Source organism: Albibacterium profundi (assembly GCF_042159835.1).
Lineage (GTDB): Bacteria > Bacteroidota > Bacteroidia > Sphingobacteriales > Sphingobacteriaceae > Albibacterium > Albibacterium profundi.
The window spans coordinates 209,867-226,135 of the sequence record NZ_JBBVGT010000002.1 but is presented as its reverse complement, the minus strand read 5'-3'; the positions used below and the strand labels follow the sequence as shown (position 1 = coordinate 226,135).

Genomic DNA, 16,269 nt, shown 5'->3' with positions numbered 1-16,269 from the left:
GATTAATGGGTATTTTGGTATGCTTCTAGTCCTTTTTCTAAGCAGACTAGTGCTTTTTTCAGGTCATCTTGATTGAGGACGTAGGCCAAACGGACTTCGTTTTTTCCTTCACCATCTGTGCTGTAAAAGCCGGTGGCAGGGGCTAACATGACGGTTTCATTATTGTATTCGAATTTCTCTAGCATCCATTGACAGAAGTCGTCGGCATCATCTATAGGTAATTGCGCAACGATATAGAAGGCGCCGCCAGGAATGGGACATTTGACTCCGGGGATACCATTAAGACCGTCGGCTAAAAGGTTACGACGCTGGGTATATTCATCTTTAACTTGTTGAAAGTAGCTTGTCGGTGTGTCTACCGCGGCTTCGCCGGCAATTTGCGCTACAAGTGGCGGGCTGAGCCTGGCTTGGGCAAATTTAAGCGCAACTTGGTAGACTTTCTGATTTTTGGTAATGAGGCAACCTAGTCGTGCGCCACAAGCACTGTAGCGCTTGGAAACCGTGTCTAAAACGACTACCTGTTCTTCGATACCATCTAAGTGCATGGGTGATACAAATTCCCGTCCATCATAACAGAATTCGCGATAGGCTTCATCAGAAAATAGGTAGAGGTCATGTTTTATACAGAGATCGCGTAGGATTTCTAACTCGTCCCTAGAATAAAGGTATCCGGTGGGATTGTTCGGATTGCAAATAAAAATGGCTTTGGTCTTTTCAGTGATTGATTTCTCGAATTCTGAAATAGGAGGTAGGGCAAAGCCGTTTTCGATGGTTGAGAGTATGGGTTTGATGACTACATCGGCCATACAGGCAAATCCATTGTAGTTTGCATAAAAGGGTTCGGGGATGATGATCTCGTCGCCTGAATCCAAGCAGGATTGCATAGCAAATGAGATAGCTTCGGATCCTCCGTTGGTAACGATAATCTGATCGCTGGTTATATTATAACCTAGTGCATTATAGTATTCGGTCAACTTATTTCGGTAAGATTCAGTTCCTTCTGAGGCGGTGTATGCCCATACCGTAAAATCAATGTTTTTGACTGCGTCTAACATGATTTCCGGTGTAGCAATATCTGGTTGACCAATATTTAAATGATATATCTTCTTACCATTTTTCTTTGCTAAATCGGCAAATGGAGTGAGTCTCCGAATGGGTGAAGCAGGCATAGCAATGCCTTTTTTCGAAATTTCTGGCATGTTAAGATGTAAACTTATGTGTATGTTGTTTGTTTTATTTTTTCTGTACGACTCCCTTGATGTAAAGCGCTTTGACAGGGGTTTTGGCATTGGAGCGGATAGTTACCATTTTTGAAAATGGACTGGCCGCAGCGGCGTCAAAGGTAATCTTGATTTTTCCAGTTTCGCCCGGCTTAATAGGTGTCTTCGTATACTCGGGAACTGTACAACCACAGGTAGACTCTACTTTGTTGATAATTAAAGGCTCTTCACCTGTATTGGTGAAAGTAAATTCGTGACTTACTGGGGTTCCTTGAGGGATTTTCCCGAAATCGTGAGTTTCTTGTTCAAACTTGAATTCGGGTGCGTCTTGTGCAATCATGGATGAAAACCCTACAAAGGAAACGGCTATAAAAAGTAATAAAAGTGATTTTTTCATTTTCTTAATTTTAGTACAGTGTTTCAATGATTTAACGTGACTATGCTCAAAAGTACAAATAATTGTTTGTTATATTTTCTTTATCTTTGATTTTTCACATAACCATCATTTAGAGTATAGAGCAAGAATCATGTCAGAAATTACGAATTTACTCTCTAAAAATAAACTTAGCTACGAAGACTTTAAGGATCAGTTGGTTAGCGACTACCTTTTGGCTTACGAAAGTAGGCAAATAAGTTTGATAGGACGGAAGGAAGTGCTAACAGGGAAGGCTAAATTCGGCATTTTTGGTGATGGGAAAGAGCTAGCGCAGATAGCGATGGCGAAGGTGTTCCGGGATGGTGATTGGCGGTCCGGTTATTATCGAGATCAAACTTTTGCTTTCGCTACCGGTATGACAGATTATCATAAGTTCTTTGCTCAATTATATGCGCATCCAGATCTGGAAGCAGAGCCGTCTTCGGCTGGGCGACAGATGAATGGTCACTTTTCTACGCGGACAATTGACGAAACGGGGGCATGGTTGGATCAACTCAAACAAAAGAACTCTTCATCGGATATATCGACAACTGGGGGACAGATGCCTCGGTTGTTAGGATTGGCGCAAGCTTCAAAAATTTACAGAGAACGAGAGGATCTTGAACATATGACCCTTTTTTCTGATAAGGGAAATGAGGTGGCTTTTGGTACTGTAGGAAATGCTTCTACATCTGAAGGCGTGTTCTTCGAGACGATTAACGCGGCGGGTGTGATGCAGGTGCCTATGGCTATATCAATATGGGATGATGGGTATGGTATATCGGTTCCTAATTCAATCCAGACGACTAAAGGGGATATCTCTGAAGTTCTACGCGGATTTCAGCGAGATGAGAAAGGCGAGGGTTATGAGATTTTCAAAGTGAGAGGTTGGGATTACCCAGCTTTGGTTGCTACTTATGAACGAGCTATTCAGATTTGTAGAGAGAGGCAAATTCCGGTGATGATTCATGTGACGGAAATGACGCAACCGCAAGGACATTCTACTTCCGGTTCGCATGAACGTTATAAGTCGGAAGAACGACTGGCTTGGGAAGAGGAATTTGACTGCATTAAGAAGATGCGGGAATGGATTTTAGAGACGGAAGTGATTTCGGAGGAGAAGCTGGATAAACTCGAGAAGGAATCAAAAACAAAAATAAAGAATATACAGAAACAGGCTTGGCATGACTATATCGCGGTATTTGAAATTGAAAAGGAAGAGGCGATTCAGTTGATCAAGAACTTAGAGGACGAGGATGCATCTGCTTTGGCTGAGGCTTTACGCACGGCCTATGAGCCGTCGCTCAAGGATATTTATGGTACGGTTCGTAAGGTATTACGTATGCTAAGACGACAGGAATCCGAAGCAAAGAGGGAACTGGTCGACTGGTATATGGAGCGTAAAAAGGTAAACGACGACCGTTTCCATTCGAAGTTATTTACCGAAAGTAAAGATGCAGTAAATCATATAAATAAGATTGATCCTGAGTATCATACGGATAGTAAAAAGGTTGACGGTAGAGAGGTTTTGAATGCGTGTTTTTCGGCCAACTTTGAACGGGATAATAGAATATTGGCCTTTGGTGAAGACGTGGGGGTGATTGGTGATGTGAATCAGGGGTTTGCTGGACTTCAAGCGAAGTTTGGTGTGGAACGGATATTTGATACGGGTATTCGCGAGAGTTCGATTATCGGACAGGGCATCGGTTTGGCCCTAAGAGGACTGAAGCCGATCGCCGAAATTCAATACCTGGATTATTTGCTATATGGTATTACCGCCCTAAGTGACGACTTGGCGTCTTTGAGTTATCGTACGAAAGGGGGCCAGAAAGCACCGTTGATTATTCGTACGAGGGGGCATCGCCTGGAAGGGATCTGGCATTCGGGTTCTCCAATGGCGATGATTCTGGATACGTTGCGTGGCTTGCATATTTGTGTCCCAAGGAATATGACGCAGGCGGCAGGTATGTACAATGTGCTACTCCGGTCTGATGAGCCGGCGCTGGTAATTGAAAGTTTGAACGGTTATCGCTTAAAGGAGGTCTTGCCTGAAAATGTGGGTGAGTTTACGGTTCCACTGGGTGAGGCTGAATTATTGAAGGAGGGACGTGACGTGACGGTCGTATCTTATGGCTCGACTGTGCGTATTGTAGAAGAGGCGGCTGTTGAACTGGAGGAACTAGGTATTTCTATTGAAATTATTGACCCGCAAACGCTACTTCCTTTTGATAAGAATAACTTATGTGCAAGTTCTTTGGAGAAAACGAACCGTTTGTTGATCGTAGATGAGGATATGCCGGGTGGCGGTTCTGCATTTATTTTACAGCAAATCTTGGAGCAACAGCAGGGTTATTTCCACCTAGATGGACAACCGCGAACATTAACTGCACACGAACATAGACCGCCTTATGGTACTGACGGTGATTATTTTTCGAAGCCATCTAAAGATGATATTATTGAAACGGTTTATGCAATGATGCATGAGGCTGATCCGCAACGTTATCCGAAGATTTTTTAAGATTATAACAGATGAATAGATATAAATTAGGGGATTTTGTTCGCTTAGTAGAAGAAGATGCCGAAGGCTATATTACGCGCATCATGGACGATAATATGGTGGCGGTAACGGGTGCCGATGGTTTTGAGATCCCGGTACCTGCATCGAAGGTGACTTTGGTTCACGGACGAATGCAGCGCGAGGACGATCAAGAGGTGATTGCTGCCCCTGTTAAAAAGGAAGAATTTATCCATGAAGGACTGTATCTGGCGATTACAAGCGAGCAGAAGCAGGGTTTAGTGGAATTTTGGTTGGTGAATGAGAGTTCATATCACCTGCTGGTGGGATTCAATTCGAAAAAGAACAAAACAGTAAAAGGGGAGTTTCGAGGCGAGCTGTCGCCTAAGTCGACCGTCAAGATTCATACTGCGAACTCAGTTACCGTCGGTAACTGGCCGATGTATAATTTTCAGATTCTTTTTTTCTCGGAGATTGCGCTCGACTTGCGTGAACCCCTAATAGTGGATAAGAGAATTCGGCCGGTGGATATATCAACGGCTAAGAAGGACGTAAGTTTGCTGGGTGCTAAGGCTTGGCTGTTGCGACTGGATGAAAAGAAAGATGATCTTGAAATAGATAAGTTAAAAGAACACTTTATATCTCATCGACCTAAAAGATGATTGTTTTTCCGAATGCAAAGATTAACATAGGCCTTCAGGTGGTGGATGAAAGGCCAGATGGCTATCATGAACTTCAAACGGTTTTCTATCCTATTCCTTTATATGATGCTCTTGAGGTTGTTGATGGACAGCAGTTTAATATCTTTGAGACGGGCTTGTCGATACCTTCAGGATCAGGAAATATTTGTAAAAAGGTATACTCGGTATTAGCCGATGAATTTGATCTGCCTCCAGTTCATATTCATCTGCATAAGACGATACCAATGGGTGCAGGGTTGGGTGGTGGTTCTGCCGACGCTGCATTTTTGATTAAGCTGCTAAACGAGTATTTCGATTTGGGGATGTCTGTGGTAAGGATGCAAGATGTGGCTCGCACGTTGGGAGCAGACTGCGCTTTTTTTATTGAAAATAGGCCGGCGTACGCGACCGGTAGAGGGGATCGGTTTGAGGCGCTGGATCTAGACCTGTGTTCTTACTCAATTGTGATAATTAAACCTGATATACATATTTCTACCGCTGAGGCGTTTAGTAGGGTTGATGTCAATAAAGAGGGAAGGTCCTTGCGTAAAGATATCGGCGCGCCTATAGAGGATTGGCACCAGCTGATTGTGAATGATTTCGAAGTTGGAATTTTTGACAGGTATCCTATGATTAGGAGTATTAAAGATCAACTTTATCAGGCGGGTGCAATATATGTTTCAATGAGTGGGACGGGTTCTGCTGTTTTTGGTATATTTGAGAAGGGAGTAATTTTGCCAGATTTGGCGAATCGTTACGAACTGTGGTATTGTTAACATAAAAATCTTTTAGAATGAACAAAAAATTGAATAACCCCATTTGGGTTATGAGCTCTGCTTTTGATCAAATGAATTTGGAGCAATTGATTGAGAAAACGAAAGAGGTGGGTGCCCAAGGGATTGACCTATGTGTGTTTAGAAAAGATGGGACGCGTGAGGATCATACGGCAACTCACTTGGAATATGAGGGTTTTGGTGTTGAAGAAGCGAAAAAGCTTATCGATAAGTTCAATGAAAATAAGTTGGGCCTGTCTTTAGGTGCTTTTGAAAATATGATTGGGGGTGAGGAAGCTGAACGTGTGAAAAATCAGAATCACTTGTTAAAATTAATTCGTATTGCTCATTTACTGGGGGGCGATGAAAATAATGTTAAGGTGGGTACGTTTGTGGGCTATAATCACGAATTGGGAAATCAGGAGAACGGTTTCCAGAAGAATTTGGATGAGTACTATCGGGTTTTTAATCCAATCATCAAGTATGCGGAGGATTTAGGAGTAACGGTTGTGTATGAGAACTGTCCAATGGAAGGCTGGCGTGAGTCAGGTTACTCAAATACGTTTAATAATCTTCCAGGCGTATTGGCTGCTAGAAAGTTGATGTATGCGATGATTCCGAGCAAAGCGCATGGTGAAATCTATGATCCGTCTCATGATATATGGCAAAATACGGACCCGGTGGATGTGATTGCTGCGAGTGATATTTCCAGGATTCATCGGATTCATGTAAAAACAACGCGGAACCTGAAGACGAAGGCTAGGGTTGACTGGGGTGGAATGTATCCGATGCAGTTGGTAGATGCTGATTTGGCAATGAAGGCTGGGGTGGATGTTCCGCAACATAGCTGGGATAGACATCATTATGAGGCGATGCTGCCGGGCTTTGGCGGATCGGATAGTATGGATTGGAGAGCCTTTGTTGATTTACTTACGGAGAAGGGATTTGACGGACCGTTTGAAATTGAGAACGAAGCGAAAAACTCGAAAGAGACAGCCAATATAAATGCGATTTCGCAGGGTTATGTTGCAGCGATCAGCTTTTTGAAACCGATGCTATGGGATATTTCGGATATGGAAGGTTATTCCTTTGATAATCATAAAGTGCTGTCGCAACCTAATCGGACGGATGTGCCAGTTGTGACGGTAAAAGATTTGTGATAGATGGTTTTTCGATCCAAACAATTTGATTTTTTGCTTGTTGATCTCTTGAATGAAATGATAATGGTATGAAGCTTGCATTTATATATACTTGTATACTTGTAGCATAGAATTTTGAAAAGAACTAGAAGAGAAAATTTAAATTGAAATAAAATGAGTAAAAGATCAAATTTAGCAGGATTTGCTTTGATGGGAATGGCAGCAGGAGCTGCTGCGTGGTATTTCTTTGGAACGAAGGAAGGTCGGAAGTGCTTAGACAAGGCAATGGAAAACTTAAATGAGTTCTCAGAAACGGTAAAGGAGAAAACTAACGAAGGTATAGAGCGGGCATCTGAATATGCTGGTAAAGCAAAGTCTGAAGCGAAAAAGAGGTATGCCGAAGGTAAGGAAAAATTTGCTGATGTTGCTGACAAGGCTAAAAGTACCGCAAATAAGGTGAAAGATGATGCAGACGCGGTGGGCAAAAAAGCTTCGCGAGCTGCTGATAATCTGTAAATAATCTGTGGATTCGCTAGTCAAAGTTCGACGTGAGTCGTATCTTTGACAAAATGAACTTTTTAACGCAGATACAATTTTTAGTTTATAAAGAAATGCTGTTGGAATGGCGATCTAAATTCGCCCTCAACAGCATTTTGCTTTATGTGGTGTCGACCGTATTTGTATGTTATCAAGCGTTCAGAAGTGTGGACGGGACGGTCTGGAATGCTTTGTTCTGGATTATTCTACTCTTTGCCTCGGTGAATGCGATTGCCCGCAGTTTTGTGCAGGAAAGTAAGGGTAGGCAATTGTATTATTATACCTTGGTAAGCCCGCAGGCAATTATTCTTTCTAAAATTATTTATAATGTCATCCTGATGCTAGGACTTTCGGTCTTGGCATTTTTTGTATATTCGGTAGTTTTCAAAAACCCTTTGGGTGATCCTCCGCTGTATTTTTTAGCGGTCGTACTGGGCAGTATCAGTTTTGCCACGGTTTTTACAATGATATCGGGGATTAGCGCGAAGGCAAATAATAGCGGTACGCTCATGGCCATTCTGGGTTTCCCTGTGATTATACCGCTATTGATCGTGTTGATTAAACTATCAAAAAATGCGATGGACGGATTGGATAGGACGGTTAGTTACGATGAAATTATCGTTTTGCTGGCGATAAATGCCATTGTGGTTGCCGTTTCTTTATTATTGTTTCCTTACATTTGGCGAGACTAGCATGGTTCGTCTTTTTAATAAATTAAATAAATGAAAGCTTATTGGTGGAAAATTCTGGGCGCGGTCATTGTTGCCTACACGATCATAGCAGGAATGCTAGGACATGTTCCTGCTTTACCGATTTTACATGAGAGTATCCGCACGGTGTATTATCACGTTCCGATGTGGTTCGCCATGTTATTGATGTACCTAATCTCCGTGATATACAGCGTGAAATATTTAAGTTCTAATAAGCCTGAAGATGATTTCATAGCGGTGGAGAGTGTCAACGTGGGAATTGTCTTCTGTGTGTTTGGTTTAGTAAGTGGAATGCTCTGGGCGAACATCACATGGGGAGATCCATGGCCAAATGATCCGAAATTGAACAGTTCTGCGATTGCCTCCTTGATGTATCTGGCCTATGTTGTTCTGCGGAATGCATTGGACGAGGAGCAGAAGCGAGCAAAGATATCGGCGATTTATAATATTTTCGCCTTTCCAATCATGATTGTTTTACTTTTTATTCTGCCTCGGATGACGGATTCTCTGCACCCGGGAAATGGAGGTAATCCGGGTTTTGCAGGTTATGACATGGACGGAAATATGAAACTGGTATTCCGCCCGGCGGTGCTGGGTTGGATGTTGATCGGAGTGTGGATTATGTCCTTGCGTTACCGGATGAGAAAGCTGGAATATAAAGAGAATGAAGTTGCTTAATGACTCCGCTATATTAATCAATTTGATAGTGAGATGGCGTCCTGTTTGATAAAAGGATAACAAACCTTGAAATAATTCTATTCATATTAATAAAAAAACAATTTTTTGATGAAAAAAGCATTTCTTTTAATACTGTTGACTTGTATGAACTTCTTAGCTACATTTGCTCAGTCAGACAGTGGTATTGAGATGGCCACTGGCCTACGTAGTTCTGGAAAGATTTATGTAGTTGTTCTTGTTCTCTTAGTGATCTTTGTTGGTTTTATTATCTATCTGTTTACAATAGATAGGAGGATAGGCCGTTTGGAGAAGAGGAACAAGAAGGATGATTGAATTCTTTGATTCCAATTAAATTAATCAATAAGTAATCAATTTTATGGCAAATTCGGTAGTGCTAACAGAGGAACAGCCTCACTTCTTTCATGATGTCACTGAGTTCTTTAATCGAGCTGCTCAGTTTACAAATCATGATGTAGGTTTATTAAATCAGATTAAAGCATGTAACAGTGTATATCGTTTTCAATTTCCTATCAAACGAGATAATGGAGAGTTAGAGGTGATCGATGCCTGGCGAGTCCAGCATTCACATCATAAGTCGCCAACGAAAGGTGGTATCCGTTATAGCGAAATGGTGAATGAGGATGAGGTAATGGCCTTGGCTGCGCTGATGAGCTATAAATGTGCGATTGTAAATGTACCCTTTGGGGGGGCAAAAGGCGGTATTAAAGTTAACACCCGTGACTATTCAGTGCGTGAGCTTGAAAATATTACAAGACGCTATACCGTGGAGTTGATTAAAAAGAATTTCATTGGTCCTGCAGTAGACGTGCCGGCTCCGGATTACGGAACAGGCGAACGAGAAATGAGTTGGATAGCGGATACGTATTTGACAATGAATCCGGGACAGTTGGATGCCTTGGGTTGTGTGACGGGCAAACCTTTGTCATTGCATGGAATTGCGGGTCGTCGCGGTGCTACCGGTAGAGGAGTTGCCATAGCAATCAGGGAGTGTGTGAGCGTAGCGGAAGATATGCAGCGCTTGGGACTAACACCCGGCATTGAAGGCAAAAGAGTCATTATTCAAGGTTTAGGTAATGTTGGATATTTCTCCGCCAAGGTATTGGTGGAATTTGGTGCGATTATCGTAGGGATATGTGAATATGATGGTGCTATTTATAACGAAGACGGTTTTGATCCGGACGAGGTAGTGAAACACAGAAACGAAACGGGTTCTATTTTGAAGTTCGCGAAATCAAAGACGGAATTCGGTTCACCGGCAGAAGGATTGGAACAGCCTTGCGATATCTTGGTTCCAGCAGCATTGGAAAACCAGATCACGGAAGCGAACGTGGGACGAATCCAAGCGAAAATCATTGCGGAGGGAGCGAATGGACCTACAACGCCTGCAGCCGCGGATGCTTTTGTAGATGGTGGTCGCCGTATGATTATACCGGACATGTTCTGTAACGCCGGCGGGGTGACTGTTTCTTATTTTGAGTGGCTGAAGAACTTGTCGCATATTGCTTTCGGAAGAATGGATAGGAGATACACGGAAACTGCAAATATGAACATCGTTAATATGGTGGAAGGCGTGACTGGTGCATCCTTGACCGATGAACAGCGTAAAATTATCGTGAAGGGGGCGTCTGAGGAAGAGCTGGTAAACTCCGGCTTGGAGGATACCATGATACGCTCGTATCATGAGATTCGCGAGGTGTACGTGAGCAATGATAAGATTCCGGGACTGCGGACGGCTGCCTTGGTGGGAGCAATTAATAAGATCGCTGAATCTTATAAAAATATGGGTATTTGGCCTTAATTAACAAGGTTTAAGTATGTTAACGAAAACGGGAAGTAGACATGTACTTCCCGTTTTTTTAATTGTATATGCTCATTTGCTGATGAGCTATTAACTAAACTACTTCTCCTTCGGGCTTAGCTCCAATGGTTTTTTAACTTTCTCATCAAGAAGGGCTATCTTGATAACCTCGTTCATCTCCTCAACGTAATGGAAGGTAAGATCTTTGATATAGTCTTCTTTGATCTCCAAAATGTCCTTTCGGTTCGATTTAGACAAGATGATCTCTTTGATATTGGCCCGTTTGGCTGCTAGTATTTTTTCTTTGATACCGCCAACAGCTAATACTTTGCCGCGAAGGGTGATTTCGCCCGTCATGGCGAGGTTTTTCTTTACCTTACGCTGGGTGTAGACAGAAGCTAATGCGGTTAACATCGTAATCCCCGCAGAAGGGCCGTCTTTAGGCGTAGCACCTGCCGGAACGTGGATATGTACATCCCATTTGTCAAATACAAGCGGATCGATCTGGATATCTTGGGCATGTGCTCGTAAGTATGCCATGGCAATAGCGGCGGATTCTTTCATTACATCACCCAGGTTACCGGTAAGCGTTAACTTACCTTTACCCGGACTTAAGCTGGATTCAATAAACAAGATATCACCGCCCACCTGTGTCCAAGCAAGGCCCGTGACAACGCCAGCCACCTCATTGTTCTCATATAGATCCTTGTCGAAAATGGGGGCGCCAAGTATATCTTCGATTTCTTGTTTACTGATGGATGGGCCAATTGGGTCTTCCATAACAATATGCGTGGCAACACCGCGGACAACGGAACCTATTTTCTTTTCTAATCCACGTACACCAGATTCACGAGTGTAATCCTCGATGATCTTTTCAATGATGTTGTTTTTCAAACTTACTTCCTTGGCCTTTATACCGTGCTGTTCTCTTTGCTTCGGAAGTAGGTGTTTCTTTGCAATCTGTACCTTTTCTTCAATGGTATAGCCATTTACTTCGATGATTTCCATCCTATCTAATAAAGCCGGCTGTATATTGCTCAGCGAGTTCGCCGTGGCAATAAACATGATATTAGAAAGATTGAAGTCGACTTCCACATAATGGTCGTAAAAAGCATTGTTCTGCTCTGGATCTAGAACCTCTAAAAGAGCAGACGATGGATCGCCACGAAAATCGCTGCCTACCTTGTCAATCTCATCAAGTACGAAGACTGGGTTGGCCGACTCTGCCTTTTTAAGCGATTGGATGATGCGACCGGGCATGGCACCAATATAGGTTTTCCGATGCCCTCGGATGTCTGCTTCGTCTCGTACACCTCCTAATGCTACGCGAACGTACTTGCGTCCAAGTGCAGAAGCGATGGATTTCCCTAAAGAGGTTTTGCCAACGCCTGGAGGACCTACAAGACAAAGAATGGGAGCTTTCATATTGTTCTTTAGCTTCAAAACAGCTAGGTATTCAATAATTCGCTTTTTGACTTTGTCTAAACCATAATGATCCTTGTCAAGGATTTTTTGTGCTCGCTTCAGATCGAAATTATCTTTTGTAAACTCGTTCCATGGTAAATCCAACAGGACTTCCAGGTAGTTCAGTTGTACAGAATAATCGGCCGCCGCAGGATTGATTCTTTGTAACTTGGCAAGCTCTTTATCGAAATGCTTTTGGATGTCAGTATTCCACTTTTTCGTTTTAGAGCGTTTCTCAAGTTCTTCAATCTCTAAATCGGGCGTATTGCCGCCCAATTCCTCTTGAATAGTTTTGAGCTGTTGGTTAAGGAAGTACTCTCTTTGCTGTTTATCTAAATCGACACGAACCTTATTCTGAATCTGATTTTTGAGCTCTAATACCTGTAATTCAACGGTTAGCTGTTGAAGTAACTTCTTTGCCCGCTCCTTCAGGCTTGCCATTTCTAATAGCTCTTGTTTAAAAGCTAAATCTGCGTTGATATTGGAAGAAATAAAATTAATAAGGAAGCCGTGGCTTTCAATATTTTTTATAGCTATCCCTGCTTCGCTAGGTATATTGGGTGAAAGCTGAATAATCTCTATAGACAGTTCACGTATCGAGGAAAGGATCGCGTTGAATTCTTTACTTGAACGATGTTTGGTTTCTTTAAACCGTTCTACGGAGGCCTTTATATAGGGTTCAGCCTGAACTTCTTCTTTTAGGTTGATACGCTGCTTTCCTTGGATAATAACCGTCATATTTCCGTCTGGCATTTGAAGGATTTTGATGATCTTAGCCGTTACGCCGACTTTGTACAGTTGCTCAAACGTTGGATCCTCTGTTTCGGTCATTAGTTGAGTAGCAACACCAATTAGCTTGTCACCTTTATACGAATCTTTTACCAGCTTGATTGATTTATCTCGCCCGACGGTGATGGGCACGACAATTCCAGGGAAGATCACCATATTCCGTAAAGGTAGAATTGGTAAGACGTCTGGCATATCAGCTGCGTTCATTTCCTCCTCATCCTGTTGGGATAAGAGTGGAAAAAATTCTGTTTCTTCATCAATAAGGGGAAGGACTTGGTTGAAATCGAATGGGTTTTTGTAACTCATGGAGTTTGATGTTTTTTTATATTGTTTGATAGACCCGGGTCTGACATAATGACCGCAAGGACTTCTATTTGTTATATTAAACGATTAATTCATTGTATACGCAAGGCTTATGCCAATCAGAAAATAGCATGGAAAGGCGACAAATTTTCTGTGTCAAGTCAGGTGAGAATAAATTTCGGTATCGTTTTTGCAACTTCCTCAAAAAAATCAAAAGAGTTAGTTATTTAATCAATAGCTTTGATCGGAAATGACTAACTTTAGATTAGGTTTAAAAATTAAGCTAGAAAATTATTTTATGGAAATTAAGTTGGATAAAATTCGCAGAGCTGCGAAGAAGACAGTACTGGTAGGTGTGCTCTCATTGTTTGGAAGTTTTGCGTTTGCACAGAGCGGACAGAATATCGAAAGTACGAACCCTTATGTAAAGATGGGACAGAAAGCATTGATTGACGGCGACTTTAAAACTGCAGTTGAGAATTTGGAGAAAGCATTGCCTGATGAAAAGGATAATTTGGATATGATGTATATGTTAGGTTATTCTCAATATCAGATCGGTGAGTATAAAAAGTCGATCGAGTCTTTTTCGACCGTATTGAAAGGTAGACCGGATGATGTAAATGCACATTATTACCGCGCGAAAGTTGCAAATACCTTAGCAATTGAACCTGGATCTAAGTTAAGTGATAAGCAGAGAGCAGATTTACTGGAAGCGAGTATCGCCGATTATAACAAGGCAATTGCACTGGATGGAGACGATATGAAACTATATCAAAACCGTGCGCTGGCTTATCGTGATCTTGGAAATCTGATTGGAACACCAACTTCAAAAAATTATGATAAAGAGGCGGCCGCAACTTATTATGAAGGTTCTATTAAAGATTTAGAGACTGTTTTAGCGAAGAATCCAGCTAGAAAGGATTTGAACTTAGAGCTTAAAAAATTAAAAGTATACAAGTCTAGTTTATAATAGCCTTTATACAGATAAAAAAAAGCCTTGCAGAATCTCGTCTGCAAGGCTTTTTTTTATTAACGCGACCTGCAGACTTTTAATTGAAACTGCCCGTTATAAGGTAATGATTCGCACCAATAACCCTTACGTCTTGTAGTTTCTCGATCCGGTAAATAGAGTCTGGAGAGTAATACAGTTCCTCTATACTTTTGTACAACTTGTTCTCAACCTCATTGTGAATAATAATAGATTCTACTGTTTCGCCGTCTTTTTCTATGCGGATTTTTTTTGTCCTGAGCTCAGGATCATTGGATGTGTATACAATAGCATCACCTTCATGGCTAACCTCATAGCTTGAAGTCCACGCAGGTTTATTGATGTCTGATTCGATAAAAAGGCTGAACTCTTTGAGCCAGTCTTTAATTAAGAGTGACTTGCTTTCTTTCTCTCCACCGTTTCTAGAGATCTCTTTATGTATTAAATTGGTGTCTTGCGATAAACGATGGGCTTCTTCTTCAAAAAAGCCTTTGATATCGAAATATACATCTGTCTGTAAATTGGGCGCGTTTGAATTACTTCCGCTGCACGCACCTAAAAAACTACCTACAACAGTGAGGAGAACGAATAATTTTCGCATTTGTGTTAATTCGTATTTACTTACACTAAAGGGTTTCCGGTCATGGCTTCGGGTATTGGTACTTGAAGCATCTTTAATACAGTAGGGGCAATGTCACCCAGTTTCCCGTCAGCAATGGTCTTATAATCTTCATCGATTAATATACAAGGGACAAGGTTGGTTGTATGCGCAGTATTGACCGTTCCATCTTCATTGACCATAAATTCAGCATTCCCATGATCCGCAAGGATGATAAAAGAATATCCGTGTTTTAATCCGCACGCTACCGTCTGTTGGCAACATTGATCGACCTTCTCAACTGCTTTTACAACTGCTTCGAACACGCCTGTGTGACCAACCATATCCGGATTAGCAAAATTTAAACAGATGAAATCTGGTTGATTGTTTTCAATATCTGTGCAGATAGCATCGGCAATGCCCTGTGCGCTCATCTCCGGTTGCAGATCATAAGTGGCCACCTTGGGCGATGGAATTAATAATCGTCTTTCGTTGATGAATTCCTTTTCGCGACCGCCGGAAAAGAAAAATGTTACGTGTGGGTATTTTTCTGTTTCTGCAATTCGTACTTGTGTTTTTCCGTTTTTTTCTAGAACCTCACCGAGGGTTTGGGTGATATCATCTTTTTTGAAAATAACATTCACATTGGCGAAGGTTTCATCATATGTAGTCATCGTCACATAATGTAAGGCCAACGGATGCATACCAAACTCAGGAATGGGCTTTTGGGTTAATGCAGTTGTAATTTCCCTCGCGCGATCTGTTCTGAAGTTATAACAAATAACGACATCGCCTTCTTCAATTGTCGCTAACGGTGTTCCATCGCCGTCTACAGCTACAATGGGTTTTACAAATTCATCGGTTACACCGTCTTTATAGGATGCATTGACAGCCTCTGCCATATTCGTTGTTGGTGTGCCTTTACCAGAAACCAGTAGGTCGTATGCTTGTTGTACGCGCTCCCAGCGGTTGTCTCGGTCCATTGCATAATAGCGGCCGATGGCGCTAGCAATCGCTCCAGTTCCTATTTCGGAAAGCTTACTCGCTAATGTTTCAATATGACCCTTACCTGCGTTAGGGTCAGTATCACGACCATCTAAAAATGCGTGTATATATACATGATCTAAGTTTGCCCCTTTCGCCGCTTTTATGAGTCCGATAAGATGATTGATGTGTGAATGCACGCCGCCATCAGACAAGAGACCGATAAAGTGTGTGTTTTTATTATTTGCTTTAGCGTATTCGAACGCTTTAACTAAAGTTTCATTGTTTTTAAGTTCGTCATCTTGGATGCTTTTATTTATACGTCCAAGTTCTTGATATACTATGCGCCCGGCACCTAAGTTCATGTGTCCAACTTCTGAGTTCCCCATTTGTCCATCTGGCAAACCAACAGATTCACCCGATGCTTGTAACTGCGAGTGTGGATAATCGCTTATTAAACTGTCAAAGAAAGGAGTATTGGCTGCTTCAACAGCGTTCCCGGTATTGTGCTTACCGTATCCCCAGCCGTCGAGGATCATCAGCATTACTTTTTTATTATTTTGCATCTATTTGTATTATTATATTAAGACAAATTTACAAATAATTAAACGAGTAGAATAGGAATGGCGGCGTGTTTTAAAATTACTGGCATATTTT

The 16,269-nt window shown here is 41.9% G+C and carries 15 protein-coding genes; 10 read left to right on the top strand and 5 right to left on the bottom strand.

Features of this window, described 5'->3' with window-relative positions; genetic code table 11:
* Positions 1-2 precede the first annotated feature (2 nt).
* Together WKR92_RS02415 and WKR92_RS02410 are read right to left on the bottom strand one after the other, a co-directional pair.
* Complete coding sequence (locus tag WKR92_RS02415) at positions 3-1,199, bottom strand: pyridoxal phosphate-dependent aminotransferase (protein WP_375556239.1); 1,197 nt, start codon at positions 1,197-1,199, stop codon at positions 3-5.
* A gap of 34 nt (positions 1,200-1,233) precedes the next feature.
* On the bottom strand, positions 1,234-1,617 hold the full coding sequence (locus tag WKR92_RS02410) for a DUF1573 domain-containing protein (RefSeq protein WP_375556238.1): 384 nt from the start codon (positions 1,615-1,617) through the stop codon (positions 1,234-1,236).
* 130 nt (positions 1,618-1,747) lie between these two features.
* Between WKR92_RS02410 and WKR92_RS02405 the strand changes: the two genes are divergently transcribed.
* The 9 genes from WKR92_RS02405 (at position 1,748) to WKR92_RS02365 (ending at position 10,486) form a co-directional block, all read left to right on the top strand.
* Positions 1,748-4,153, top strand: a complete 2,406-nt coding sequence (locus WKR92_RS02405; protein ID WP_375556237.1) for an alpha-ketoacid dehydrogenase subunit alpha/beta — start codon at positions 1,748-1,750, stop codon at positions 4,151-4,153.
* 11 nt (positions 4,154-4,164) lie between these two features.
* Positions 4,165-4,812: a DUF8465 domain-containing protein gene (locus WKR92_RS02400; protein WP_375556236.1), complete on the top strand. Its 648-nt coding sequence runs from the start codon at positions 4,165-4,167 to the stop codon at positions 4,810-4,812.
* Positions 4,809-5,606: a 4-(cytidine 5'-diphospho)-2-C-methyl-D-erythritol kinase gene (gene ispE / locus WKR92_RS02395; protein WP_375556235.1), complete on the top strand. Its 798-nt coding sequence runs from the start codon at positions 4,809-4,811 to the stop codon at positions 5,604-5,606. Before WKR92_RS02400 ends, ispE begins: the two co-directional genes overlap by 4 nt.
* A 17-nt stretch (positions 5,607-5,623) precedes the next feature.
* Complete coding sequence (locus tag WKR92_RS02390) at positions 5,624-6,763, top strand: sugar phosphate isomerase/epimerase family protein (RefSeq protein WP_375556234.1); 1,140 nt, start codon at positions 5,624-5,626, stop codon at positions 6,761-6,763.
* A gap of 153 nt (positions 6,764-6,916) precedes the next feature.
* Positions 6,917-7,258 (top strand): hypothetical protein, encoded by a 342-nt coding sequence (locus WKR92_RS02385; RefSeq protein ID WP_375556233.1) that lies wholly within the window; start codon positions 6,917-6,919, stop codon positions 7,256-7,258.
* Between the two features lie 53 nt (positions 7,259-7,311).
* Complete coding sequence (locus tag WKR92_RS02380) at positions 7,312-7,971, top strand: heme exporter protein CcmB (protein ID WP_375556232.1); 660 nt, start codon at positions 7,312-7,314, stop codon at positions 7,969-7,971.
* Between the two features lie 30 nt (positions 7,972-8,001).
* Positions 8,002-8,667 carry a cytochrome c biogenesis protein CcsA gene (gene ccsA, locus WKR92_RS02375; protein WP_375556231.1) on the top strand — a complete coding sequence of 222 codons (666 nt, stop codon included), beginning with the start codon at positions 8,002-8,004 and terminating at the stop codon, positions 8,665-8,667.
* A 108-nt stretch (positions 8,668-8,775) separates the two neighbouring features.
* The gene (locus WKR92_RS02370; protein ID WP_375556230.1) at positions 8,776-9,000 is read left to right on the top strand and encodes a CcmD family protein; all 225 of its coding nucleotides are present in this window, start codon (positions 8,776-8,778) and stop codon (positions 8,998-9,000) included.
* A gap of 43 nt (positions 9,001-9,043) precedes the next feature.
* The gene (locus WKR92_RS02365) at positions 9,044-10,486 is read left to right on the top strand and encodes a Glu/Leu/Phe/Val family dehydrogenase (protein WP_375556229.1); all 1,443 of its coding nucleotides are present in this window, start codon (positions 9,044-9,046) and stop codon (positions 10,484-10,486) included.
* A gap of 99 nt (positions 10,487-10,585) precedes the next feature.
* Here WKR92_RS02365 and lon read toward each other — a convergent pair whose 3' ends face one another.
* Complete coding sequence (lon, locus tag WKR92_RS02360; protein WP_375556228.1) at positions 10,586-13,045, bottom strand: endopeptidase La; 2,460 nt, start codon at positions 13,043-13,045, stop codon at positions 10,586-10,588.
* Between the two features lie 295 nt (positions 13,046-13,340).
* Between lon and WKR92_RS02355 the strand changes: the two genes are divergently transcribed.
* Positions 13,341-14,012, top strand: a complete 672-nt coding sequence (locus WKR92_RS02355) for a tetratricopeptide repeat protein (RefSeq protein WP_375556227.1) — start codon at positions 13,341-13,343, stop codon at positions 14,010-14,012.
* A 79-nt stretch (positions 14,013-14,091) separates the two neighbouring features.
* Here WKR92_RS02355 and WKR92_RS02350 read toward each other — a convergent pair whose 3' ends face one another.
* Complete coding sequence (locus WKR92_RS02350) at positions 14,092-14,631, bottom strand: hypothetical protein (RefSeq protein WP_375556226.1); 540 nt, start codon at positions 14,629-14,631, stop codon at positions 14,092-14,094.
* 20 nt (positions 14,632-14,651) lie between these two features.
* Positions 14,652-16,178 carry a 2,3-bisphosphoglycerate-independent phosphoglycerate mutase gene (gene gpmI / locus WKR92_RS02345; protein ID WP_375556225.1) on the bottom strand — a complete coding sequence of 509 codons (1,527 nt, stop codon included), beginning with the start codon at positions 16,176-16,178 and terminating at the stop codon, positions 14,652-14,654.
* Positions 16,179-16,269: the final 91 nt, after the last annotated feature.